The sequence below is a fragment of the Bacillota bacterium genome (assembly GCA_018333655.1).
In the GTDB taxonomy this organism is placed as follows: Bacteria; Bacillota; UBA994; order UBA994; family UBA994; genus BS524.
Genome location: JAGXTJ010000008.1, coordinates 51,394 through 75,849, shown reverse-complemented (window position 1 = coordinate 75,849; position 24,456 = coordinate 51,394). Strand labels below are relative to the sequence as shown.

18 protein-coding genes are annotated in these 24,456 nt (G+C 54.2%); 13 read left to right on the top strand and 5 right to left on the bottom strand.

Features of this window, described 5'->3' with window-relative positions:
* The first annotated feature begins 94 nt into the window (after nucleotides 1-94).
* The 4 genes from KGZ92_01835 to KGZ92_01820 all read left to right on the top strand — a co-directional run bounded on the left by KGZ92_01835 (nucleotide 95) and on the right by KGZ92_01820 (nucleotide 5,518).
* The gene (locus tag KGZ92_01835) at nucleotides 95-526 is read left to right on the top strand and encodes a hypothetical protein (GenBank protein MBS3888024.1); all 432 of its coding nucleotides are present in this window, start codon (nucleotides 95-97) and stop codon (nucleotides 524-526) included.
* Nucleotides 519-2,285, top strand: coding sequence for an ABC transporter ATP-binding protein (locus KGZ92_01830; protein ID MBS3888023.1), 1,767 nt, complete (start codon nucleotides 519-521; stop codon nucleotides 2,283-2,285). Before KGZ92_01835 ends, KGZ92_01830 begins: the two co-directional genes overlap by 8 nt.
* On the top strand, nucleotides 2,286-4,025 hold the full coding sequence (locus KGZ92_01825; GenBank protein ID MBS3888022.1) for an ABC transporter ATP-binding protein: 1,740 nt from the start codon (nucleotides 2,286-2,288) through the stop codon (nucleotides 4,023-4,025).
* 101 nt (nucleotides 4,026-4,126) lie between these two features.
* Nucleotides 4,127-5,518: an MATE family efflux transporter gene (locus KGZ92_01820; GenBank protein MBS3888021.1), complete on the top strand. Its 1,392-nt coding sequence runs from the start codon at nucleotides 4,127-4,129 to the stop codon at nucleotides 5,516-5,518.
* 52 nt (nucleotides 5,519-5,570) lie between these two features.
* Here KGZ92_01820 and KGZ92_01815 read toward each other — a convergent pair whose 3' ends face one another.
* Complete coding sequence (locus KGZ92_01815; GenBank protein ID MBS3888020.1) at nucleotides 5,571-7,019, bottom strand: glutamate--tRNA ligase; 1,449 nt, start codon at nucleotides 7,017-7,019, stop codon at nucleotides 5,571-5,573.
* 163 nt (nucleotides 7,020-7,182) lie between these two features.
* Here KGZ92_01815 and KGZ92_01810 point away from each other — a divergent pair, with 163 nt between their 5' ends.
* Nucleotides 7,183-8,457 carry an arsenic efflux protein gene (locus KGZ92_01810; protein MBS3888019.1) on the top strand — a complete coding sequence of 425 codons (1,275 nt, stop codon included), beginning with the start codon at nucleotides 7,183-7,185 and terminating at the stop codon, nucleotides 8,455-8,457.
* Here the strand turns inward: KGZ92_01810 and KGZ92_01805 are convergent.
* Both KGZ92_01805 and KGZ92_01800 read right to left on the bottom strand, forming a co-directional pair.
* Entirely contained in the window at nucleotides 8,454-9,776 is a 1,323-nt protein-coding gene (locus KGZ92_01805; GenBank protein MBS3888018.1) for an extracellular solute-binding protein, read from the bottom strand. The two genes, KGZ92_01810 and KGZ92_01805, sit on opposite strands and share 4 nt — an antisense overlap.
* A gap of 9 nt (nucleotides 9,777-9,785) precedes the next feature.
* Nucleotides 9,786-10,451, bottom strand: coding sequence for a L,D-transpeptidase family protein (locus KGZ92_01800; protein ID MBS3888017.1), 666 nt, complete (start codon nucleotides 10,449-10,451; stop codon nucleotides 9,786-9,788).
* A 154-nt stretch (nucleotides 10,452-10,605) separates the two neighbouring features.
* Here KGZ92_01800 and KGZ92_01795 point away from each other — a divergent pair, with 154 nt between their 5' ends.
* Nucleotides 10,606-12,114, top strand: coding sequence for a hypothetical protein (locus KGZ92_01795; protein MBS3888016.1), 1,509 nt, complete (start codon nucleotides 10,606-10,608; stop codon nucleotides 12,112-12,114).
* 43 nt (nucleotides 12,115-12,157) lie between these two features.
* Here KGZ92_01795 and KGZ92_01790 read toward each other — a convergent pair whose 3' ends face one another.
* Nucleotides 12,158-13,933: a M3 family oligoendopeptidase gene (locus KGZ92_01790; protein ID MBS3888015.1), complete on the bottom strand. Its 1,776-nt coding sequence runs from the start codon at nucleotides 13,931-13,933 to the stop codon at nucleotides 12,158-12,160.
* Nucleotides 13,934-14,020: 87 nt separating this feature from the next.
* Here KGZ92_01790 and KGZ92_01785 point away from each other — a divergent pair, with 87 nt between their 5' ends.
* From KGZ92_01785 to KGZ92_01755, 7 genes are read left to right on the top strand one after another with little or no spacing between them, the layout of a single operon-like run.
* Nucleotides 14,021-16,630 (top strand): PAS domain S-box protein, encoded by a 2,610-nt coding sequence (locus KGZ92_01785; protein ID MBS3888014.1) that lies wholly within the window; start codon nucleotides 14,021-14,023, stop codon nucleotides 16,628-16,630.
* Nucleotides 16,621-19,269 carry a PAS domain S-box protein gene (locus tag KGZ92_01780; GenBank protein MBS3888013.1) on the top strand — a complete coding sequence of 883 codons (2,649 nt, stop codon included), beginning with the start codon at nucleotides 16,621-16,623 and terminating at the stop codon, nucleotides 19,267-19,269. Before KGZ92_01785 ends, KGZ92_01780 begins: the two co-directional genes overlap by 10 nt.
* 53 nt (nucleotides 19,270-19,322) lie before the next feature.
* Nucleotides 19,323-20,210, top strand: coding sequence for an efflux RND transporter periplasmic adaptor subunit (locus KGZ92_01775; GenBank protein ID MBS3888012.1), 888 nt, complete (start codon nucleotides 19,323-19,325; stop codon nucleotides 20,208-20,210).
* 10 nt (nucleotides 20,211-20,220) lie between these two features.
* Nucleotides 20,221-20,940 (top strand): ABC transporter ATP-binding protein, encoded by a 720-nt coding sequence (locus KGZ92_01770; protein ID MBS3888011.1) that lies wholly within the window; start codon nucleotides 20,221-20,223, stop codon nucleotides 20,938-20,940.
* On the top strand, nucleotides 20,906-22,078 hold the full coding sequence (locus KGZ92_01765; protein MBS3888010.1) for an ABC transporter permease: 1,173 nt from the start codon (nucleotides 20,906-20,908) through the stop codon (nucleotides 22,076-22,078). The genes KGZ92_01770 and KGZ92_01765 overlap by 35 nt, the downstream gene beginning before the upstream one ends.
* Before the next feature lie 50 nt (nucleotides 22,079-22,128).
* Entirely contained in the window at nucleotides 22,129-22,803 is a 675-nt protein-coding gene (locus tag KGZ92_01760) for a response regulator transcription factor (protein MBS3888009.1), read from the top strand.
* Entirely contained in the window at nucleotides 22,800-23,846 is a 1,047-nt protein-coding gene (locus KGZ92_01755; GenBank protein ID MBS3888008.1) for a HAMP domain-containing histidine kinase, read from the top strand. Before KGZ92_01760 ends, KGZ92_01755 begins: the two co-directional genes overlap by 4 nt.
* A gap of 138 nt (nucleotides 23,847-23,984) precedes the next feature.
* Here KGZ92_01755 and KGZ92_01750 read toward each other — a convergent pair whose 3' ends face one another.
* On the bottom strand, nucleotides 23,985-24,290 hold the full coding sequence (locus KGZ92_01750) for a hypothetical protein (GenBank protein MBS3888007.1): 306 nt from the start codon (nucleotides 24,288-24,290) through the stop codon (nucleotides 23,985-23,987).
* Between the last annotated feature and the right edge of the window lie 166 nt (nucleotides 24,291-24,456).

The window sequence follows — 24,456 nt, the reverse complement described above, 5'->3', positions numbered from 1 at the left end:
AAGTCCTGCTTGACAGGGCTACTTTCGCGTGTTATAAATTCAGTATATACTCCATGTGGATGGTGTGTAGAGTATATTTTAAGAGGTGGCCATGGTGGAGCAAGAAAAAGTCACGCTTAATCTCAGCATTGTCGATCTCGGCAAAATGGATTACTTAGTCGAGCAGGGGTTCTACAGTAATCGCAGTGAGTTTATGCGCACTGCCATTCGTAATCAGCTCAGAGAACATGACCCTGTGGTTTCTGATGAGTCTCTGCGCGGTAAAATGCTCAGTGTCTCGACAGAGACGCCCGAGGTGCGGAGCGTATGGGCCATTGGTGTCTTTAAGCTCGACAAGGCGCTCGTGGCTAGACACGCCACTGCCGCGACTAAGCTCAGCATCTTTGTCGTGGGCGCACTCATTGTCGATAAGGACACTACCCTAGAGATGCTTAAGGAGGCAGTTGTCTCGGCAAAAATCTACGGATCTATCAGCGGGCCGCCAGATGTGGTGAAATATCTGAAAGAAGGGTTCGAGAATGATTAAGGATGCTAAGTCCCCCTCCGTCTTCAAACAGGCTGCTCGGCTATGGCCGCTCCTCCCGGGCAAGGGGCGCCTGGTCTTTGTCGTATTCGCGTCCCTAGGGTTGGTGGCCTTTGCTATCTTTCTCGCCCATCTCATCCGCATGCTCTTTGACGCCCTTGTGGCGAGCGACGGCACAGAGATTTTTCACTGGCTACGCATTGCTGCCGTGGTGATTGCCGGCGAACTATCACTGCGCTACCTGCGCATCAGGGCGGCGGGCGCTTTCGCCGAGAACAGCATAGCTCTCCTGCGGGAGAAAGTCACCGCGCACCTCCTGCGGGTGCCCATGGGTGAGTTTACCAAGCAGCATGGAGCGGACTACATTTCGCGTTTGACAAATGACCTGGGCCGCATGCAAGAGTTCGTGACGAACACTCTAGGCAATATTATCTTCATGCCCCTAGCAGCCATCTTAGCACTCGCCTACATGCTCTATACCTCGTGGCAGTTGACGCTCATCGTGGTGCTCGGTACGCCCCTCCTTTTGCTGGTAGCCTCGGTCCTAGGTGGCCCAATTGGTAAACTAAGCAAAGAGTTGCAGGAGAAGCTCGCGGTGGCAAGTGCGCTGACACAAGAGTCAACACAGGGCATGGAAGTAGCGCGGGCCTTTAACCTTCGTGGCCACTTAAGTCAGCAGTTTGCCGAGGCCCTCAGGCAGGCGCTGCTGTGTCAGTGGGCCTTGGTGTGGCGACGCCTCTCTATGGGCGCGGTGTCCTTTCTCTTGACTCTGGTATCCTTCTTTCTGTGTTTTGGCGCAGGCGGCTACTTTGTGATCCGCGGGTTTATGACGGGTGGTGAACTGATGGCCTTTGTGCAGCTTATGGACCACTTGACGGGGCCCATGAGTAGATTGCCAGGGCTACTCGCTTCGGCTCGGGCCGATCTCGCAGCGGGAGACAGAATTGTCGAGCTACTGCAGATCAAAACAGAAAGAACAACTGGCATGGTGCAGGAACAAAACGCTGCGCCTGCCCTCGAACTTGACGAGGTGGACTTTACTTATGATGGGCGCGAAGGAAAGGTGCTTGATGGTGTTAGTTTCTCGGTGAAGGTGGGCGAGACAGTGGCCTTAGTGGGAGCGAGTGGTTCCGGCAAGACGACCTTACTCCGACTGATCTCACGGCTTTACCAGCCGAGCGGCGGTGAGCTAAGAGTGAGGGGGCTCGATGTAGAGCAGTGGTCTTTAGAAGACCTGCGCGGAGAAATTAGCATTGTGGCCCAGGACAGCTTTCTCTTCCCCATTTCTGTGCGCGAAAACATTCTCTATGGGCGACCTACCGCCAGTGAAGAGGAGGTAATCGCCGCGAGCAAAGCCGCGCATGCCCATGACTTTATTATGAGTTTTCCGCAGGGCTATGCCACAGATGTAGGTGAGTTGGGGGGTCGCCTCTCCGGTGGGCAAAAGCAACGCCTAGCACTGGCGCGGGCCATTCTTAAGGATGCACCCTTGCTGCTACTAGACGAAGCTACTTCAGCTCTCGACGTGCAATCGGAGGCGCTTGTGCAAGAGGCCTTGGAGCGCTTTATGAAGAAGCGCACCACCCTCGTCGTGGCGCATCGCCTTAGCACGATTATCAATGCGGATCGCGTTGTCGTCCTAGAAAAGGGGCGTGTCGTTATGCAGGGCTCGCACCATGAGCTGCTGGCTAGGGGAGGCACCTACGCAGATCTTTACGAACGCCAGTGGCAGAGCGGCCAGGCCAGATTGGAGGCGGTCTAGATGAAGAACAATCCTTTGCTCACCGTCCTGCGCTTGGCCGATAGCGGCTTTACCGCCTTTGTCTTCGGCGTGGTGGTGCGGGCACTGGGCGAAACGGGCATTCAGCTGGTGTTTGTATTCCTCTTGCGCGACGTTTTCGCCGCCATGATTGCCAGCGATCTAGCCCTGCTTCTGCTGAGCTTGCAGCGCTCCGGGCTGCTTTTTCTCGCCTCTCTCACCGTTTTCTTGGCCGGGTTCTTGCTCTTGCAACGCAAATTAGCCGAGGTCACGGCGAAGGTGCGTCAGACCATCTTTGAAAAACTCCATGCCCTGCCCATCAGTTACTTCAAAACACATCATAGTGGTGACGTGCTCTCGCGCATGACCAATGATGTCAATGCCACCGTGGCGCTCCTAGGCGAAATGCCCAGTAAACTTCTCTTTGAAATTCTGACCTGTCTGGCTTCGGGGTTCATTATTTTCAGTGTAGACATGAGGCTTGGTCTCGTCGCGGTCTTATCGGGTATACTCGGCGTAGTGGCGAACACCCTGGCCGCGCGTAAGCTGCGCACTATCAGTCGCGACCTGCAGGAGAGCCAGGCTAAGCTCACCACCGTAATGACAGACCTATTTGCAGGGGTGCAGGTGGTCAAAGGTTTCTCCCTTTATGGGTTGATGGACAAGATGTTTGCCGGGCATAGTCAGAAAGTGCGGCACTTAGGCTTGTCGCGAGTAGAAACGCACGCCGCCTTGGAAGCAGCCAACTTTACTACCTCGACTCTAAACGTCATGGGGCTATTAGTTGTCGGGTCGTTCCTCGCCCTAAGGGGAGAGATCAGTGTGCCCGACATTGTTATGGTTACGCAGGCCCAAAACGGCATTGAACGATTTTTCAGCGCCATCGGCACTCACCTTACAGGGATTCAAACTTCACTCGCCGCGGCAGAAAGGGTGGTTGCCCTAGTGGAGGAGACAGAGGAGCCTTTGCGCTACGCAGGCATGCTAGAGATAGCAGGGGAGCCCCTTTGTCTCAAGGACGTGGAGTTTGGCTACGACCGCGAGGAACGCGTGTTAAGCGGAGTCTCGCTGACCGCCCGGGAGGGAGAAATGGTGGCCTTGGTTGGACCGAGTGGTGGTGGGAAATCGACCTTGCTCAAGCTGATGCTCGGTTTCTATGAGCCTCAGGCTGGCTCCATATTCATAAATGGTCAGTCGCTCTCGCAGCAGACTCTATCCGAGGCCAGAAGCCTTGTTAGCTACGTTCCCCAAGACGCAATGCTCTTCTCCGGCACAGTTGCCGACAATATTCGCATGGGAAAATTAGATGCCACCCCAGATGAAGTGGTTCAAGCGGCCAAGGTGGCCAACGCCCATGATTTCATTGTGGCGCTAGAGAAGGGGTACGAAACTCTGGTGGGCGAGAAGGGCGCACAAGTATCGGGTGGACAGAGGCAGCGCATAGCCATCGCCCGAGCCGTGATCAGAAATGCCCCCATCCTCTTGCTGGACGAGGCTACTGCCTCACTGGATTCTGAATCAGAAGGGCTCGTGCAAGAAGCCCTAAGTCGCCTGATAGAAGACCGCACCGTCATTGTCGTGGCCCATCGCCTATCTACGGTAGAGAAGGCAGATAAAATCGTGGTGGTTGCGGAAGGGAAGGTAGTAGAAGAGGGCAGCCATAACGAGCTCTTGGCGCGAGGCGGGCTTTACCGCCAGCTGCACGACCAGCATTTGTCCGGGCAGGCGGCTGTTGCCAGCTAGGCACAGGTAGTTGTTCGCTATTTTTTCGACTACCATAGTAATTAAATGCCGGTATGTGTTATGCTATTCGTAACATTTTACCGGCAAGGTGGTTCGACACAATGATCAGGGACATGACCCAGGGCTCACCCGCGAAACTGATCTGGTCTTTCTCCATACCCATGTTCATTGGCAACTTGTTTCAGCAGTTCTACAACATGGTCGATGCTATTGTCGTGGGGCGCTTTATCGGCCCGCAGGCCTTAGCCGCGGTCGGCACGAGCTTTCCTGTTATCTTTTTGCTCGTCTCTGTGGTGCTTGGGCTCAGCATGGGCTCTGGCATAGTCATTTCACAGTACTTTGGTGCTAAGGACCACGCCAAGACTCGGCGGGCCATTTCGACAGCAATCACTTTTCAAGTCATTAGTGCCGCTGTGGTGAGCATAGTGGGGGTTTTCGCGAGTAGACCATTGCTAGTTCTCTTAGGCACGCCAGAGAGTATCTTGCCAGATGCTGCTGCCTACATGCAGATTTTCTTTGGCGGAGTCGTGTTCATGTTTGTTTACAACGCTCTGGCCGGCATCTTGCGTGCCCTAGGCGACTCTAAGACACCCCTCTACTTTCTCATTGTTTCTACCATCGTCAATGTGGTATTGAATGTGTACTTTGTCGTCTACCTGGGCTGGGGTGTTCCGGGTGTGGCCTGGGCAACCGTCATTTCACAGGGGCTGTCCTCGGCGCTTAGCCTGATATACATCTTTTACCGCATTCCATTTCTCAAATTTTCGCGACACGAATGGTCTTTTGACAGAGACATTTTTGCCACTATGGTCAAAATTGGCATACCCTCCTCACTACAACAAGGTATTGCCTCGGTCGGTATGCTCGTCGTGCAGTCTCTGGTCAATGGTTTCGGCCCCACCACCATGGCGGCTTTTGCCGCAGCCGGACGCATGGACTCTTTCGCCATGATGCCCATCATGAACTTTAGTATGGCCATCTCTACTTACACTGGCCAAAACATTGGGGCAGGACGCTTTGATCGCATCGGTGCGGGGCTTAAGGCTACCCTAGCCATGGTGATCGTGAGCACCCTCATGGTGACGATCCTGGTATTTACGGTCGGCGCGCAGTTAGTAACTGTATTTGTCTCAGCCGCAGAAACTGAAGTTATCGCCATGGGTGTCGATTACATGCGTACTGTATCGGTCTTCTACGTCGTTTTCGGGACCTTGATGGTGCTAAATGGCGTACTGCGCGGCGCAGGTGACGCTTTCATTCCTCTCTTTACTTCGCTAACTAGCCTAGTGGTTCGTGTCGCCATGGCCTACTGGCTGACTACGACAGCACTTGGCTATCGGGGCATTTGGTGGTCTATCCCCATTGGTTGGAGCATTGCTGTCTTCGTCCCTGTCCTCCGGTACCTTGGCGGAGCATGGAAGGCGAAGGCCGTCGTCCGCCAACAGAGCTTTGCTACACCCACTCCGACCGAAGTTTGTTCCGATGCCAACTAGTAACGTAAGCCCTCGCCATAATGGCGAGGGCTTTGTCTTAGTATGCATTACACTAGATATTGCTGATGGTGCGGGTGAGCCGTGCAATTACGCGTTCCTTGCCCAGGACGGCAAGACTGGCAAAGAGCGGGGGCGATACCGTACTGCCGGTGGTCGCTAGGCGCAAGGTCATGAAGTAAGTTTTCATGCTGATGCCAAGGCTCGGTTGCAGCCCACGCAGAGCTTTCTCGATTTCGACCTCGTTCCAGGTGGTGGCAAGGAGAGTATCGAGAATGCTCATAAGAATGCTCTTGCCCTCGGCCTCGGCCAAGGTCTGCCTAATTTCCTGGTAGGGCAGGTCAGGTTCCACGAAAAAGAGGGCCGAGATAACGGGGGCCTCATCTAGGCGGGTCATGCGCTCCTGCACGAGAACTGCTAGGCGTGAGAGCCAGTTAATGTCGACTTCGTTGTCGGTGAGGCCGGCGCGCTGCAAAAATGGCAACATGCGTACGGCTAAATCTAAGGGGCTCAAACGGCGAATCCACTTGGCATTTATCCAGTCAAGTTTCTTGGCATCAAAAATAGCATTAGAAACGGTGCATTTGTCTAGTGAGAACTTGGCGATCATCTCGTCTAGGGTCATAATCTCGTCGCCAGAGTCTCCCGGGCTCCAGCCCAAGAAAGCCAGGAAATTAAGCATGGCTTCAGGTAAGTACCCCATGTCCGCATACTGGCCGATGAAAGTCGCCCCTTTGCGTTTGCTCATTTTAGTGCGATCCTCATTGAGCATGGTGCTGAAATGAGCAAATTTGGGCATAGACCAGCCGAGGGCCTGGTAAATCAGCACCTGGGGGATGGTGTTAATGATGTGCTCGGCAGCGCGCGTGACATGGCTGATTTCCATGAGATGATCGTCGATGACCGTGGCAAAATTGTAAACGGGGATACCATTTGACTTGAGAATAATGAAGTCGCCCATGAGCGAAGTGTCGGTTTCTATCCACCCCCGCACCAAGTCATCAAAGCCTACTATGCCGCCCGTAACCAAGAGGCGCACCGTAGGTACGCGCCCAGAAGAGGCAAGGGTATTCTTCTGCTCCGCGCTGAGTAAGCGGCATTGACCGTTGTACTTGGGGTCTTCTTTAGCCTCTTGCTGGGCCATGCGCATGACCTCGAGCTCCTCTTGCGAACAGAAACACTCGTAGGCCTTGCCTTCGGTGAGCAATTGTTGTGCATAATGGTGGTATGTGCTTAAGCGCTCGCTCTGTCGGTAAGGGCCATGCTCGCCACCTTTATCGGGGCCTTCGTCCCAATCAAGGCCGAGCCACTGTAGCCCGCGAATGACCCCCGCTTCTGAGTTGGCGGTGTTGCGAGCTGTGTCGGTGTCGTCGATGCGTAAGATAAATGTGCCAGCGTTTTGCTTGACTAAAATATAGTCATAGAGCGCGGTTCGGGCATGCCCCACATGGGCATCCCCGGTGGGACTCGGCGCTATGCGAACGCGATATGCTGGTGTAGCCATCAAAAATTCCCCCTTGACATCAATCTACCCTGCCAAATGCCGAGTGTCAAGTCAGGGGAGTACCGTGGCCTAGCAGGAAAAAGAAGTGGTTGTCGCGAATTACTGGCTAGGGTGCGAGCAGGATGCGGGTGCTGGCACTACGTATTGATGTAGGGGGAAGTGGATGATAGAGACAGTATGGCAGCTCGTACTAGAAAGTATGGCAGGGGCATTCATTGACGTGGGCGCTTTTGTGGGGGCGGTGCTTCTGCTTTTTGGTTTCATCAATTATCGTAAGGGCGGAGCATTTGTGGCCACGATTGAAAGATCAAAGGGGTGGCAACCTGTGCTGGGGGCCCTCTTTGGGCTCATCCCTGGCTGTGGGGGCTCGATTTTTATCATGCCTTTGTTTATCAAGGGTACCGTTACTTTTGGTGCGGTAGTGGCGACCCTAGTGGCCACCACCGGTGACTCGGCCTTCGTGATGATAGCTACCATGCCAGTGCAATATGTTTATGTCAGCGCCTTAGCTTTCGGTGCGGCTGTTTTAACCGGCTACTTGGTGGACAGAACTTCACTCGGCGAGAAACTGCTTCGTAACTACCGTGCCTCACGTCTCACCAAGAAAGAAGTGGAGAAATTGCACCGGCATGTGGGGCCACATGCTCACGCACCCCATATCGGTCATGGCGAAGGCGATGACATTGACCTAGTGCTCCATCACCAAATTAGGGGTCATCTACCTCAGGAAACGCTCGGCTACCGTCTCACACACCAGGGTTTTATTGTATTCTGGGGTCTTTTGTCGGTGGGGCTAGTGCTGGCGGTCCTAGGGCTGGCTCAAGTGGATACGGATGCCCTCTTTTTTCCAAACTTTGGTCTACTGGTCGGAGTGACAGGTGCCGTGTTGTCCTTCGTTCTCATGGTTTTCGGCAAGAAGTTCTTAGACAATGATACGCATGAGGAGACAGAAATTAAGGCGACCTCCCTGAAAGAGACCTTTATTCATAACGCACAGGAGACTGCCTTCGTGGTAGTATGGGTCTTTGTCGGATTCTTGGTCTATGAGCTGGCCATTCTTTTGCTGGGCAGGGGCGACTATGCGGCGGGCGAAGCTTTGCTGGCAAGCGTCCTCCTTGCTGCCGGGGCCTTGTCCATCGTCATGGGTGGCTTAATCGGGCTTATCCCCGGTTGTGGTCCGCAAATTATGTTTGTCACTCTCTATTCTCGCGGGCTTATCCCTTTTGCGGCACTCTTGGCGAACGCCATCTCCCAGGATGGCGACGCCCTCTTTCCTCTTATGGCATTACATCGTCGCTCGGCTCTCCTGGCCACGACAATCACCGCCATCCCAGCCATACTCTTTGGTTTCGCCATCTACTGGTTTGAATTGCACACTAACCTCGGGCTGTGGCTGAATTCTGGCCTTGGTTACTTAAGGGCACTCTTGGTTTTCTAGGGTCCTAGTTGCTCTAAAACAGAGTGGGCCTGTTGCGAAAAGTCGGTGGGGCTTAGTTCGCCCTTCATTAGAGACAGCCACAGCGGCTCGAGTGCTGCTTCCCAATCGGCCATTTTCTCCGCACCCTCCCCACCCAGGCGGTAGGGCGTGCGGAGGGCAAAGGCCATGTTGGTAGCGGCTTCTCCCTCGCTCTGCCAAGGAATATCAGTCCGAGGGGTAGAGGTGGCGTGGGGGGGGATAAAGGACAGGTGCTCCCCAAGCACTTGCCCTAGCTCGGGGGCTACGTACTTGGCTAGCTCTGCCACCATGCGTTCATGGTCAGGCCTCTGCCGTGAGCGTTGCCTAAAAGCAATGAGATTTACGGCCCGCATGTCGGTAAAGGCCCCGCCTTGCAGAGAGGGTACAGGCAAGACAGCGAGCGTCAATTTTCGTGCCCTGGCTTCATGGTGCAGCCAGGTAGTCAAAGGGGGATTCAGCGGTCCGATGAGGGCCGCTTTTCCGTTTAGAAAGAGGGCCAGGGCATTTTCAGTGGCACTGCTTGGCTCTGCTCCGCTCTGGGTCCGCGCCAACTGATGCCCAATTGTCGCGAGGGCTAGCAGGGTCTCTTCGCCCCAGTTCAAGCGTCCTTCGCTGTCCCATGGCGAAGGAATCCCTAGGGAGGCGGCGAGAGTCTGGAGCAGCGGCGTGCCAACATTAGTCAAGACCAAGCCAGGTCTCGCTTTAGAGGTCGAGGCAGCTACGCTCTGCAAAAACTGCTCCCAAGTCCAGCCGTGCAAAATTATGTTCTCTAAGGACAATCCCGCAGTCTGCAGAACACCCGTACTAGCTAGGAACACACGTGGCGAAAAACCCACAGGCAGACCCAGCTGTGCCCCACGAAAAGAGGCCTGAGCGAGGGAGCTAGGGCTGTAGTTTTCTTTTTCTAACTTGGTAAGGTAGCGTCCGAGGGGCAACTGAAGTTCGCCGTAGTTGATTTGTGCCTCGGCTGTGTCGAGAACAAGATCGGGTGGAGTACCCGCGGTGAGGGCCGCGGCCAAACGCTCCTTTAGGAGATGGTCGGCCACAAACAAGGTCTCCACTGTGATGCTCCCCTCTAGGGCAGAAAAGTCGGCCAATACCTGCAAAATGTCACTGCGGTAAGCCTCCGCAGTGGCAATGACCGGCAGAGCGATCCACACGGTAATGCGGTAATGCAGGGCTGGGTCTAGCCTCGCCGTGGGGTCTACCAAGTAATCCTCCGTACGTGGGGGACGCCTATGGTAGAGCCCTGCGCCTATCAGTAGCGCAATTAAGATAAAAATCCCTACACGTTTAAACATTTTACGTCCTCACCTCCTTAGCCCGAGGAGGATTAGTACATTGTCGTCGGCCCGGCCATTGACGGTTAGACCGTAATGCCTCTGCAAATGAGCGACTGCAGCCCTCGTCGCCTCGCCGAAGCGGCCATCGAGAAAACCCGGTGCAAAACCTCTTTCTCGCAGCGCGAGTTGCAGTTGCTGCACATCTTGGCCACTTTGCCCCATGCTTTGCGGCGAGGTCACCCTTGTTTTAGCTAAGGGACCGACAATGTGTACGCGAGTCCCCACACGCACCAGGCGGTAGATTTCTTCGATATCGCGGTTTTGTAGCCGTATGCATCCGGCGCTGGCCGCCGCACCGATTGAACTTGGCTTATTTGTACCATGAATACCGTAGATGCCCCAGGGCACATTTATCCTGAGCCACCTTGTGCCAAAGCCGCCACCCCAGTCCCTGTCCTTCTGTATAATAGCCCATTCACCGACGGGGGTAGGAGTAGCTGCCATGCCCACGGCCACGGGGTATGTCCGCCAGGGTTGCCCATTATTTAGTATCGTTAAGTTGCGTTTGGCGATGTCAATAACGAGGCTCACTTCTTTTAGGGGCTCGTTGGCCTTAGCAGGGGCGCGAAATAGGGCAGGGGTGAAAATGATTAACAGGGACAAACACAGCGCTAAGTAGGCTCTCGTGTGCATTTCTTCACCTCCTTGCTACCTCTAATTTTATGAGCGAAAAAGGGCCCCTAGCACAGGGAGGACGGCCTCTCGGCAGGATTTTACTCCTCCATAGCGAATGTATGTAACGATAGCTCCCTGAGAGGAGCGCTGACTGAGAAAGGCCAGGTACACTGTGAAGAAAAGCATTGCCTTATTGTTGGCCCTAGCACTGTGCGCGGCTGTCCCCTTGTCCTTGACGGGATGCCAAGCAGAAGTTTCTCCCTTGTTGATAGCTATTGGTGGGGAGCCTGTATCCCTTGATCCCTTCAATGTCGTCGATCACTTATCTCCTGTCATACAGCAGGCCATCTTTGAGGGACTACTGGCCGTAGAAGAGAAAAATACGCTGGTGCCCCGTCTAGCCCGCGAATTTAGCATTAGCCCCGATGGGCGTGCCATTACTTTTCTCTTGCGTGAAGGGGTGCAGTTTCACGATGGGGCTAAGTTAGACGCAGAGGCCGTGAAGGTAAACTTTGACTTCTTACTTGACCCCTTAAACGGCATGGCGAGACGCAATCTTTTCGCCTTCGTAGAGGACATAGTAATCAACTCGCCCTATTCCATTACCTTCACGACCACGGGGCCAAGTTTCGCCCTAGCCTACTACTTTGCACATCCCGCCGCTTCTTTAAAGTCACCGCGCGAGTTAGAAAAACGACTTAAGGACAGCAACTACAACCTCACGCACACTGCTGTGGGGACTGGCCCCTTCAAGTTAAGACAGTGGTATGGTGGCGAGCGACTTGAGCTAGTGCCAAATGCTAACTACTGGAATAAAGAGGCCTTGGCGCCTACGGGCCTGACTTTCTTCTTTGTCCGTGAGGCTAGTGAGCGCTTGGCGATGCTTAAGAGGGGCGAAGTAGAGATTATCTATGATCTGACTTCTAGTGAGGTCGAAGCCCTGCGCGATTACCCGGCGGTGCGCAAGGTGTCCTTGCCCAGGCAAGAGCTTTACTACATTGGCATGAATGGCGACCTGCCACAATTTCGTGATGTAAGGGTGCGGCAAGCCCTGAACTACGCCGTGGACCGCAGTTGGTTGCTTAGGGCACTTAGTATTTCTGGGCAGGCTGCCGATGGGCCGGTATCCCCCGCGGTGTTTGGGCACGCCGAACAAGCCGCCTACACCTACGACCTAGCGCACGCCAAAGAGCTGCTGCGGCAGGCGGGCTTTGCGCGGGGCTTTGCAGTCACTTTGCACACACGCGAAAGCCACATACACCTCACTACAGCCAGAGAAGTGGCGCGGCAACTGTCGGCCCTCAACATACGGGTTGAAATCGTCAGCCATACGGCAGGAGAGCTCTTTGATTTGCTCGCGAGCGGGCAGGGCGTCGATATGTGGGTGGGCAGTTTTATACCCTACACAGGTGAAGTGGGTGAGGCCTTGCGGGGTGACCCGGAATTAGCACTCAGTCCCTCACTAGAGGCCAGGCTCCTGTACGCAGAGCAATTGTTCGATCTTAGCGCAGCATTAGCGGAGTATGAAGAGATACAGGAAACGCTGTACCAAGAAGCTAACCGCATCTTTCTCTTCTACCCGACGCGCTTGGCAGCCGTACACACTAGTATCCGTGGAATACAGAGCTCGACGCAGGGGGTGCTGCTCTTGCGCGGCGCCTACCGGGGCGGCGAGGAGTAAAGAAAGAGCCCCCACTTCTTAATCTAGTGGGGGCTTCGCTAGCTTAATCGGTCGCTGTAAGGAGTAGGTACTCATCTAGCTCCGACAAGGCGGAGTCGATAGCCGCTTGCCAGAACTCGGTCTGCGATAAGTCGACATTGAGGTGACGTTTGGCTAGGTCTTCTACCTTCATGCTGCCGGTATCGCGCAGCAAGGCCACATACTTCGCGGCGAAGGAGGGACCTTCTTTAGCAGCCTGAGAGTATACCCCGGTGGCAAAGAGGTAGCCGAAAGTGTAGGGGAAGTTGTAGAAGGGGACTCCGGTATTAAAGAAGTGAAGTTTGGCCGCCCAGAAATGCGGGTGATATTCGTCGAGGCTGTTGGCAAAGGCCTCTTTCTGCGCCTCCACCATAAGTTCACAGAGGCGTTCCTTGCTCACTGGGCCCGCCTGGCGTTCGGCATAAAAGCGGGTCTCGAACAGGAAACGGCATTGGATATTCATCAAGAGGGTGACGGCGCGTTCGAGTTTGTCTTCAATGAGGGCTAATTTTTCTACTTTATCGTGGGCTTGTGCGACCGCGGCGTCAGCCACTATGACCTCGGCAAAAGTAGAGGCAGTTTCGGCGACGTTCATGGCATACTGCTGCGCCATGGGGGGCAGGTCGTTCATTACCGCCTGATGAAAGGCATGGCCTAGCTCATGGGCCAGGGTGGCGACATTGTTCATAGTTCCAGAATAGGTCATGAATACGCGCGACTCTTGTTTTTCGGGGAAGGTAGTGCAGAACGCACCTGGTCGCTTGCCGGGGCGATCCTCGGCTTCAACCCATCCTTTGGTGAAACAAGCGGCGGTGAAATCGGCCATGTAAGGGTCAACTTTACGGAACTGTTTCACAATAAAATCGGCAGCCTGATCAAAGGGCATCTTGCCACCAGTTGTCGTGCTCGGTGCGGCTACATCATGCCAGCTTAGTACGCCCGTCCCCAGGAGTTTTTTCTTGCGCTCGAGATAGGTGATTAATCTGGACTTGTTATTGTTAATGGTTGTCCACATGGCCGCGAGAGTCTCGGGCTCCATGCGGTTGTAGTCGAGCGGTTCCGCGAGGACATCTTCCCACCCTCGATGGCGGTACAAGTTTAACCTGAAGCCGGCCAAGTTGTTTAGGGCCAAGGCAGAGAAATCTGCCTCTTTGGCCCAGGCTTCTTCCCATCGCCTAAAGACATGGCTGCGAAAGGCGCGGTCTGGGCTGACCATCATGTTGGCAGCTTGGCCAGGGGAAACGTGCACAGTTTTGTCGCCTTGCTCGATGGGTATGGTCATGCGCCCTACAACCGTGTCGTAGAGGCTGGACCATCCATGATAGCCGTCGACAGAAAGGTCATTAACCAGGGTCTCCTGTGCCGCCGGCATTTTCGCCTTGGCGCGGCGACGGCGCTCGTCTAGGTTGAATTTTAGAGGCGTAAGTTCGGGGTCAGCCAAAAGTTGTTGCCAATCGGTCTCGTCTAGTAGCAGCAGGTGTTTGTCGAGGTTAGTTAGGACCGAGGCCAAGCCGGCACCGATGGCTCGCACCTTCGCCCCGAGAAGTTTGGCTTTGTCGTCCTTGACATTCTGGGCTGCTAGGCAACCCACAAAAGCCCCCGCGTGGCGCATGCGGTTTGTTAGTAGCTGCACCTTCTTGAGAGCCGCAGCGCAGTCTGTGGCTCCTAACTTTTCCGTAGAAACTGCGGCTAGAAAATCACGTATGTCACTCTGTAGGCTTTCAAGATATGTTGCATACTGTGCCGAGTTGCTACCGCCTGAGAAGATGGAATCTAGGTCCCAATTTTGACGCGCAGTCATGGTTTTCCCCCTCCGTTATTTTCTTGACTAGCTACACTGTTATTGTACTTGAGGCGCTCTCCGGTGTAAACTTGGCACAATCAAGAGGTGATCATTGTTAAAGAGCTATACGTAAACGCTGTGACAGCCAGTATTAGTGTCGGCTTAGTAAGTTTAATCACCGTGTTTGTCTTCTACAAACAAACGCGCTTGGTAAAGGCCATGTTGTTTGCGTTAGTCGCGGCCTTTGTCGCTATGGGCATGCCCTACGTAGATGGTTACTTAGTGTTCCCCCACTTTGTATACTTTGGCGCGGCCTACTTCGGGGGTTTACCTGCTCTCTTACTATCCATCGTGAGCGGGCAAACGGTGGCAGCCTTACTAGGCAATGTAGTGGTCGGCATGCCGCGCTCTGTTCTCATAGCTGCGATATGGGGGCTTGTGGCAAGTAAAGGAGTAGTGACGCCGCGCTGGCAGGAGGCCATAGTCGGCCTGTGGCCTGCGGCCCTCTTCTTGACGGTGCCAGGAAGTCTGCCTGGCGAGGCCCTGCTATCCGCGGGCGGCATGGTGCTCAGTGCGCTACTTTGTTGGTACTTGGCTCTGCGTGGTTACAGCTACTCGGTGATAACTGCTTTTTTACGCACTTCAGGCTATGTCATGTTTATTGACGGTAGTGGCGTCATTAGCTACACCAGCCCTGTCCTAGCACAAAAGGAAGCGCTCTCGGCAAGCCTTGGGCAGGAGTTGATGGCGGCGAGAAGACGCGGCTTAGGGCAGGCAGAGGTGGGAGAGGCAGAAATCGCCTGTGAAGTGGCCGGCGAGCGAAAGGTGTTTTTGCTCAGGGTGTCGCGACTAACTCTGCCCATGGCTGATAGCGGGTGGATGGCCTTATTTCGCGATGTAACCGCTATTAAGTCCGCGCAAAGTCAACTCCAGCAGTTTTTCGACTTATCCCTACACGGTTTCGCAGTACTACATGTTTCAGGCGAGGTACTGTGGGTCAATCAGGCTGTGGCGCAAATGCTGGAACGCAGCGAAAGCGACCTAGTGGGGAAGAATTTCTTAGACTTTATTTCTCCCCGAGATATAAGCGAGCTAGCCGACATTTGGCAGGCGCTGGCCTCTGGAAATATGGCTCCGCGCTACGGAAAAGTACGCGTCATCACTGCCAAAGGGCGAGAGTTATGGCTTTCCTGGTCAGGAGTGTACTCCCCCACAGAAAATGCCGTACATGTGGTGGTGCACAATATTCACCAATATACAGAGCGCCAAGAGCGCTTGGTGCAGCAAATTAGACAGCACAGCAATCAAGCGCGGTTGCTCAACTTAGTGCAAGAGGCCATACTGGTTTACGATCTTTCTCTAAGATTACTCTCGGCCAACGAAGCCGCTGGCACCCTTTATGCCACTGATTTTAACAATTGGCGCCATGTTCAGGTCGATGATCTTTTGGCTACGAGGTACCCACAGCCTCTTGGCGAGATCAAAGAGCAGCTGTTGACGGCAGGGCATTGGCAAGGGGTCATTTGTCGCACCACACAAGAAGGCAGGCCGCTTATAATTCTGGCGCGCTGGACACTAAGTCGTAGCGCCACAGGCGAAGCGGTTAAGATAATCGAAATTTGTAGCGATTATACGACCGCCCTGCAAGATGCCCAGAGACGAAGGCTCTTGGCGGCAGTCGTGGAAAGTACGGATGACGGCGTAGTGAGCTTGGCGGAAGACAGTACCGTGCTCACCTGGAACAAGGGTGCCGAGCAGATTCTTGGTTATACTGCGAGTGAAATTGTAGGGCGAAGGTTGCAGGAGCTCTGCCTGCCAGAGGCCTGGCCTGCAGTCGACGCCGCCCTCGCGGCCGCAAGGAGCGGCCATACTACAGAGGGTTGCCGTGACGTTCTGCCTCACAAGGCCGGCACGGCCGTCTATACTTCGGCCGTCTTCTCACCGCTAGGAGGGGCAGAGCCCGCTCTGCGAACTATATCCATGCTGGTGAATGACGTGACCGCCCAGCGGCTCATGGAGCGAGAGAAGTTACGCGTTGATCGGGTCAATGTCAGTGGCCAAATCGCCGCGGGCCTTGGCCACGAGTTGCGTAACTCGCTCACCACTGTGCGAGGATTTTTGCAGCTCTTTCGTACCTATCCGGCTTTTGAGGTAGTTAAGTCACAACTAGATATCGTGCAGGATGACTTACTATCTGCCCAGAAGGTTGTCACCAGCTTCTTGGCCTTGGCAGGGTTTAGCGATATGGCAAGAGAGCCTGCGCAGTTAAATAACATCGTGGCAGAGGCAGTGCCTCTTCTGGTAGCGGAGGGCCTCAAGAATACACACCATATTAAGCTAGCGCAGAGCGCGACAGAGCAACTCTTGCTATGTACAAGTTGTATTCGGCAACTCGTAACGAACCTCGCCCGCAATGGCTTGCAGGCCATGCCAGAGGGCGGTACTCTGACCATAGCGACAGAGCAGACCGAGTCCTCCATCTTGCTCTTGATAAAAGACGAGGGTACGGGCATTGACCAGAACATCCACGACAAAGTCTGGACGCCCTTTTTTACCACCCGCCCTGGTCATTCAGGGCTGGGCCTGACCGTGTGCGAAAGTATCGCTGTCTTGCACAATGCCACGATCAGTTTCCTGTCCACCCCTCTGGGCACGGTTTTTACGGTTGCCTTCCCACGTGAGCTTAAAGAGGAGGGGAGCGCGCCATGCAGCTGATACTCCCTCTGGCCATAAATTTGCTCATCGTAGTCGGTGTTTGCCTGATTGGTGTTGCTCTAGCGTTGGCATCGCATCGCAAGGCATCTGACTGGGTCTGGGGTGTTGTTTTTGGTGTGGCCACAGTGCTGAGCATGGCCACCGCGATGGAGGGCATGAGTGGATGGTTTCTTGACTACCGCAATGTTGTTCTAGCTCTGGCTGGTTTTACGGGGGGCACGCTTACTGCCTCGCTCGCCGTGCTCATAAGTAGCGCCTACCGCCTCCTGCGCGGGGGGGAAGCGATGTGGGTCGGCGTGGCCAGCATCTTAATCTATACGCTAAGTGGTCTGGCCCTACGTCGGCAGGTCGCTAGGGGGCAAACACCCACTAGCCGTACCTTGTTCTTCTTCGGCCTCTACTTGGGCTTAGCCAAGGCCGCGGTCGTTCTCGCATCCTCGGCCGTACTGCCGATGGGCATCTCTGTTTTGCGTGCCACCCTGTTGCCAAATCTCATCCTGACACCGCTAGGTACGGTGGCGGTTTTCAAGATTTTCTACTCGCTTAGGCAACGCCTGGCGGCCGTGGCCATGTTTGAGGCGGCCTTAGCTTCTATGCCACTAAGGCTGCTGCTGCGCGAGCGCCCTGGGGAGTGGTGGAGCCTTAACCCATCCCGCTCATCTGAGGAGAGGGAGCAAACTGTTGCCCTAGAGCTAGAGGCACCCCCATGGGGGTTGATGGCAGAGAGGGAGGGTCGTATTACTACCCCACAGGGTGATTACTACTATCATTGGCGCGTCTTGGATTTCTTGTCTCCGCAGGGGCGCGCGGGCAAGCTGGCTGTGCTAGACGACATTACGGCCATTAAGCAGGCCACGCGCCAGCTAGACCTGTTCTTTGATTTATCACCAGATGCCATGCTAGTGATGGCTCCTAGTGGAGCAATTCGGCACTGTAATGCGGCGTGGAAACTTCTCTGCGCAGAGGCCAAGGAAGGACGAGAGGGCACATCACTATGGGATCTACTAGACCCCTTCGACCATTGCGTGGGCCAAGAGGCACTGCTTGAACTTAGTAGGTGCGGTGGCCGCAGGGCTAGCGTGGTGTCTGTGAGCGGAGAGGGCCGTGCTCTGCGCTGGGTGGCGGTTAATTTCGTCGCCATGGTCGAGGAGCAGGCAATTTATGCCACCCTGCGCGATATCACCCCTGACAAGAACGCAGAACTTCAACTTTTAGCGCAACAAGAGTTGCTACGCGAGCAAGCTGAGCTGCTTGATGCCGTCTATGATTCCATCATCGTCTACAATGCCCAAGGTGAAGTGGAATACTGGAATATGGCAGCGGAGAGCACCTATGGCTGGAGCAGGAGTGAAGCCATGGGGAAACATCACCATGAAATATTTCCACAAGGTGAAAGGGTGCGCGAAGAAGTGCATACCGCCCTGCGTGCTGCGGGGCAGTGGAGGGGAGAGCAAGCTCGCCTACGGCGAGATGGTGTAAGCATCATCGTGGAGTGTGATATATCAGTTCATCGGCATGAAGATGGGCTCGTAGACGTCTACTTGGAAGTTAGCCGTGACATCACGCAGAGAGCCGAGTCACGCACAGCCGAAGAGAGGCTGGCCTTGCTCGTCACGCAGTCGAGTAATGCCATTATCTCAACTAAGCGGGATGGCAGCATTTTGACTTGGAACAGCGCAGCCACTGCCATGCTAGGGTATGACCAGGACAAGGTGCAGGGAGATAATTTTGCCCGCGTACTCGGTGGTGGTCACCAGCAATGGGACGAAATCTTTGCTGCTGTTCATGACGGCCAATCGCCTAGCGTTATGACGACGGAGCTCAGACATCAGAATGGCGCATCCATCAAGGCCATGGTGACGCTGTCTCCCTTGCGGCACTACTCACATGTCCTCTACGGGGTAGTCTTGGTTGTGCGCGACCTAACCAAGGAGACTCGCCACGCTTATGAGCTGTTTCGGCTCGATCGCCTAAATTATGTGGGTCAAATCGCCAAAGGAATAGGGCATGAGCTACGCAACCCTCTGACTACGGTGCGAGGTTTCTTGCAACTCTTTGCTAGACGTCCCGAGTTAGCCGGGTATACCTCGCACTTCAAGCTGCTTATTTCTGAGATGGACCGCATCAATGCTTTACTTACAGAGTTCATGACGCTGTCTGGCGGGCGCCACATAGACTTGGTAACGCTCCAGCTTAATGATATCCTCGTGGCGCTGTGGCCTGCTCTGCAGGCAGACGCCGAACTAGAAGACAAAGAGGTGTGGCTCGAACTAGGCGAAGTGCCTGAACTCGTGCTGAACGAAGTCGAAATAAGGGCTCTGGTGGTAAACCTAGTGCGCAATGCTCTGGAGGCTTCGCCACAAGGAGGAACCGTGACTATCAGTACGGCGCACATCGGGGATACGGTTACTTTGGCCATTACCGACCATGGCGGGGGCATTAGTGCCGAAGATGTGGCGCAGATAGGCACACCCTTCTTCACAACTAAGAAACATGGCACCGGTATGGGCTTAGCAGTCTGTTATGCCATCGCCAGAACTCACCACGCCACGATTGATTTTGCCAGCAGTGACGGCACCACGCGCTTTAACGTTTCCTTTCCGACCACTTTTACTACGAGCAAATATGTTCACATTTAGTTCATCTGGTAGGTCTAAACTATTGTTATCCCCTATGGAAAGGCGAGATGAAAATGAACAATGGTAGACCAGCCAAAAAGAAGAGCAAGTATACGTACTTAGGAGTAGCGCTTGGGGTGCTACTAGCCGTCGGCGCCTTCGTTGTGTTTCGCAATGCAGGCCAGAGTGAGGACGCCGCGTATGAGTTTCACACCGTAGGCAGAGGTGTCATAGCCCGGACGGTTACCGGCACAGGGCGCGTCGCACCGGTAGATGAAGAAGTTGTCTTTGCCCCTAGCGGCGGGCAAGTTGTAGAGCTTGCTGTAGCTCTAGGCGACACAGTGACTAAGGGCCAAGTTCTGTTGCGCATGGGTGATGGCAAGTCGATTACCGCCCCGCGCCACGGAGAAGTAACCTTGCTCTTGGTGCGGCGTAACGAGTGGGTAAACCCTGGCGCTAGACTTGTGGAGATAACTGACTTTGCCAAACTCGAAATCACGGCGCAGGTCGATGAGCTAGACATCGCTAAGTTGCAGCACGGACAAAGTGCCACCGTTGATATTATCGCCCTGCGAGATGAAGAAATTACGGGGGGCATCACCAGTATCGCGCGGGAGGGCGTGCTATCTGGCGGTATTACCACCTTTGCCGTGAAAGTATCCCTGCCGAACCCGGAGGGGCTCTTGGTGGGTATGTCGGCTGAAATTAGAGTTGAGACGGCACGCGCTAGTGACGTCTTGGTTGTACCCATAGTCGCGGTGTTCTATGAGGAAGAGAAACCCCTCGTGTTTGTGCAGAACGCAGAGGGTCGCTTAGAGCGGCGGTCAGTGGTGATAGGACTGAGTGACGGCAGGCAAGTGGAAGTTACCAGTGGCCTTAACGAAGGTGAAGTGGTGGGCTTTGCTAAGCCTGAGCCACCGGAAACACCGGGGATGCCGGGGCCCATGCGTGGACAGCGCTAGGGAGATGACTATGACACAGTTAATTTCACTCGTAGACGTGGACAAAAGCTACTTTGTGGGTGATGAAGAGCAAGGCGTCCTGCGCCAAGTTAACTTGCAGGTGCGACAGGGCGAAATGCTCGCTATACTTGGTCCCTCGGGCTCTGGCAAGACCACGCTCATGAATATTCTAGGTTGTCTCGATGTGCCGACGCGTGGAGAGTACCATCTAGACGGAGTGTTAGTGGCTAACTTGACAGAACCGCAGCTAGCTCGTATTCGCAACAAGAAAGTAGGCTTCGTATTTCAGAACTTTCAGCTGTTGCCTCGTTTAACAGCGTTCTCTAATATTGAGTTGCCTTTGATTTATAGCCATTTTGGGCTGGCTGAACGGCGAGACAGAGTGATGAACGCCCTAGAAGCAGTCGGTATCCCACATAAAGCCCTGAGTCGGCCCAATCAGCTTTCAGGCGGGCAGCAGCAGCGTGTAGCCATTGCCAGGGCCATGGTCACGGAGCCGGCCGTTATTCTGGCCGACGAACCAACAGGTGCTCTCGACCAAAAGACGGGCCAGCAAGTAATGGAGCTGTTTAAGCAGTTTAATGCGCTAGGTCGCACCATCATCATGATCACCCATGACCCCAGTGTCGCGCAGCATGCCCGGCGCGTGGTGCGCATTCTCGATGGGCAAATTTTTGAGGAAGGAGATGATCGCTATGCTCAGGGAAGTTCTCGCGATGTCTCTCGATAGCATTTTCAGCAACAGGGTGCGTTCAGGCTTGACTGTGCTCGGGATTGTTATCGGGGTCGCCAGCATCATCGCCTTAATGCTCATAGGCAGTGGTGCGACAGCCTCCATTCAAGGAGAGTTGGCCGGGTTAGGGGGTAATAGGCTCAGCATTACTATAACCGGTACTCCCCAGAAGGCAGGGCTCACCGATGAGAACCTGCGTCAACTGGCGAACACGCCCTTAGTCACTGCGGTGTCCCCTTTGACTAGCGCACGAGGCTACCTCTTCGCCAACGAAACCAAGAAAGAGAATGTGCGAATTTTTGGCCGCAGCAGCCAATTTTTTGCAAACGACGCCAATGAGGTAGCCTTCGGACGGGCACTACACCCCCTCGATATTGTCAATCGCCAACATGTCGCGATACTAGGTGCTACCTTGGCCTCCGAGCTATATGCCAATCGCTCTCCCTTAGGCGAAAAAATTATCATCCGCGGACGCGAATTTGTGGTCGTGGGAGTGATGGCAGCAAGCAGTGGGTTCACGCAGAGTAATGTCAATGAGGCGATAATTGTTCCCTACAATGTGGCGGAACGCGCCCTAGGTGGGTCGCGCGTAAACTCTGTGGAGGTCTACTTTGCCGAGGGCAGCGATGTGGAAGCGGTGCGGGATACAATTGCGGCGGCACTTACGGGCATTTTTGACGGACGGAGCGATGTTTTTAGCATCGCCAACCAGCAGGAGATCCTCGATATGATGGCTTCGATTACGAATACCCTGACCCTGCTCCTAGCAGGCATCGCTGCGATATCACTTCTCGTGGGCGGAATTGGCATTATGAACATGATGCTCGTTTCGGTGACCGAGCGCACCAATGAAATCGGTCTGCGCAAAGCCCTCGGGGCAGAGCCAGGGCTCATTATGGTACAGTTCCTGATAGAGGCTGTGGTACTATGTGTCCTCGGCGGCGCGCTAGGCATAGTGGTCGGTATGGCTTTGGCCTACTTGGGAAGTCTTTTCATTGGCTTTGATTTTGCTGTTACCATGTCGCCCATTCTCTTAGCGGTAGGGTTCTCAGTGGCGGTAGGGTTAATCTTTGGACTTGTCCCCGCGAGAAAGGCTAGCCGTCTTAACCCTATCGATGCCCTGCGCTATGTATGAGGTAGGTACGTCTTATTTTATGGCTATACTTTTCGAGGGAGGGACGGCAGGTGGTACGTGTCCTCGTAGTCGATGATCATGCCCAAATCCGTAGGCTCATGGCCATTTATCTTGAGCGAGAAGGCTTTGACGTCTGCCAGGCCGAGCATGGCAGGGAGGCCCTTCTATTGTTAGAAAAGCAGGCAGTCGATCTTGCCGTAGTCGATGTGATGATGCCCAAAGTAGATGGCTACGAACTAGTAGAGCAGTTGCGGAGAGCGTCCTTCTCTTTGCCGGTCCTTATGGTCACCGCCAAGGATACTTTTAGTGACAAGAAAAGGGGGTTTGAGGCGGGTGTTGACGACTACCTAACCAAGCCTGTGGATATGGATGAGCTCGTGCTCCGCGTCAAAGCGCTGCTGCGTCGCGCCAAGATAAACAGTGAGCGCAGGATCGTCATGGAGGAGCTCGTCCTAGATTCTGACACTCTGTCAGTCCAGGCGCCAGACCGTGACATCGCCCTACCTAAGAAAGAATTTCAGCTACTATTTAAGCTGCTCGCCTATCCGAAGCGGATTTTTACGCGACAAGAGTTGTTGGATGATATCTGGGGCTACGACAGTGAGGTTGATGAGCGGACCGTAGATGTTCATATTAAGCGCCTGCGGGATAAGTTCGCTGACTGTAGCGAATTTGAGATTGTAACTGTCCGCGGACTAGGCTACAAGGCAGAGCGACGCCCATGAGGAGATCCATCTATGCCGAGTTGGTGCTGGTGTTTGTGGGGGTTGTCTTTATCGGCAATTTGCTGGTCTCAGTGGGTTATATCATGAGCATTGAGCGACAGCTCCTCACAGACTACTACCCGATCTACCCGGATGTTAAGCAGCATATTATTAACTTTCGCCACGTCATGGGGCGTTTTAGCGTTACCTCTCTTGTGGTAGGCTCGGTCTTGTTTCTATTTGCTGCGGCCTACATTGTGAAGCCCATAAGGTCGCTCAGCGAGGCTACGAAGCGCATTGCGCAAGGTAATTTTTCGGTGCGCCTACCAGAGAAGAGACAGGACGAAATCGGTCAGCTCATCGTAAGCTTCAATGCCATGGCTAAGGAACTGCAAAGTATCGAGATGTTGCGCAGTGATTTCGTCTCGGCGATTTCGCATGAGTTTAAAACGCCGCTGACGTCTATCCGAGGCTACGCTAAGCTCCTGGGTGAGTCAGAAACAGACGAAACAAAGAAAGAGTACGCGGCAATCATCATGGAAGAAACTGAGCGTCTTTCTCATTTAGCGAGCAATATTTTGCTCCTGACTCAGCTCGAGCAGGACGGCGCAACCCTAGTTAGAGAGAGCTTTCGCTTAGACGAGCAACTGCGCAAGGTAGTGCTGCTTCTCGAGAGCGCTTGGCAAGAAAAGGGCCTCAAACTACAGATAGAGATGCCGGAGGTCTTTTACTTAGGGAACGAGCAGCTCCTCTATCAAGTTTGGATTAACCTCCTTGATAATGCCATCAAGTTTTCACCAGCCGGCAGTCCGCTGACCATAACTTTGCACGAGAGGGCTGGCAGCGTGGAATGCGAAATTAGCGATGCGGGCGAGGGCATACCGCCGGAGCTCCATGGAAAAGTGTTCGAGAAATTCTACAAGGCAGATAAGTCTCGCACAGGCAAAGGCAACGGCTTAGGGCTTTCCATTGTTAAACGCATCGTCGCCATGCATGGCGGCGCGGTACTCTTGTCCTGCGTTGTTGGTCAAGGCACCACAGTAACAGTGCGCCTGCCAAGCTAATCGCCTCGCGAGTGCCCGTAAATGCTGCAGTCAGTCTAGGCAGCATGGGTAGCGGGCTGCTACAAATAAGAAAAACACCCCGAGGTTGTGCGCGCACTAGGCGTCGCTACCTCGGGGTGTCTAGGCAGAATTACACTACTAATTGCGAGGACGCTCAAAAATATTTGTATCTTCACCGATACGATACCACTGCGTGCCGTGGCACTCTGGGCATTCATCCGCCCTCAGGGTATGCACATGTTCTGTAGGGGTAGTCTTTTCTACTGCGGGCTCGCACCCCTCAGGTGAATCTATTGCTAGTGCCATGGACCGAGCCTGATCGAGGGCGAAGAACTCTGTACTTATCTCGGGCGAGGGCGCTACGCTGGAAGCAAAACCTGCGTCCATCTCTTTTACGGTCCCACAGCCCACACACTTAACGATTGCACACTTGGTGTTTGTCATATTGCTCCACCTCCTACCCTAATGGTACAACTCTCGGCAGAAATATTCAATAGAGCAGCAGTAATTTTTATTGGCAGTAACCCACAGCAGTCGATTCGCTCGCACTCTGTGTACCCTATGGTTAATAAACGTTCCTTCTTGTTTCCTGCCTCTTACTTCTTACTTT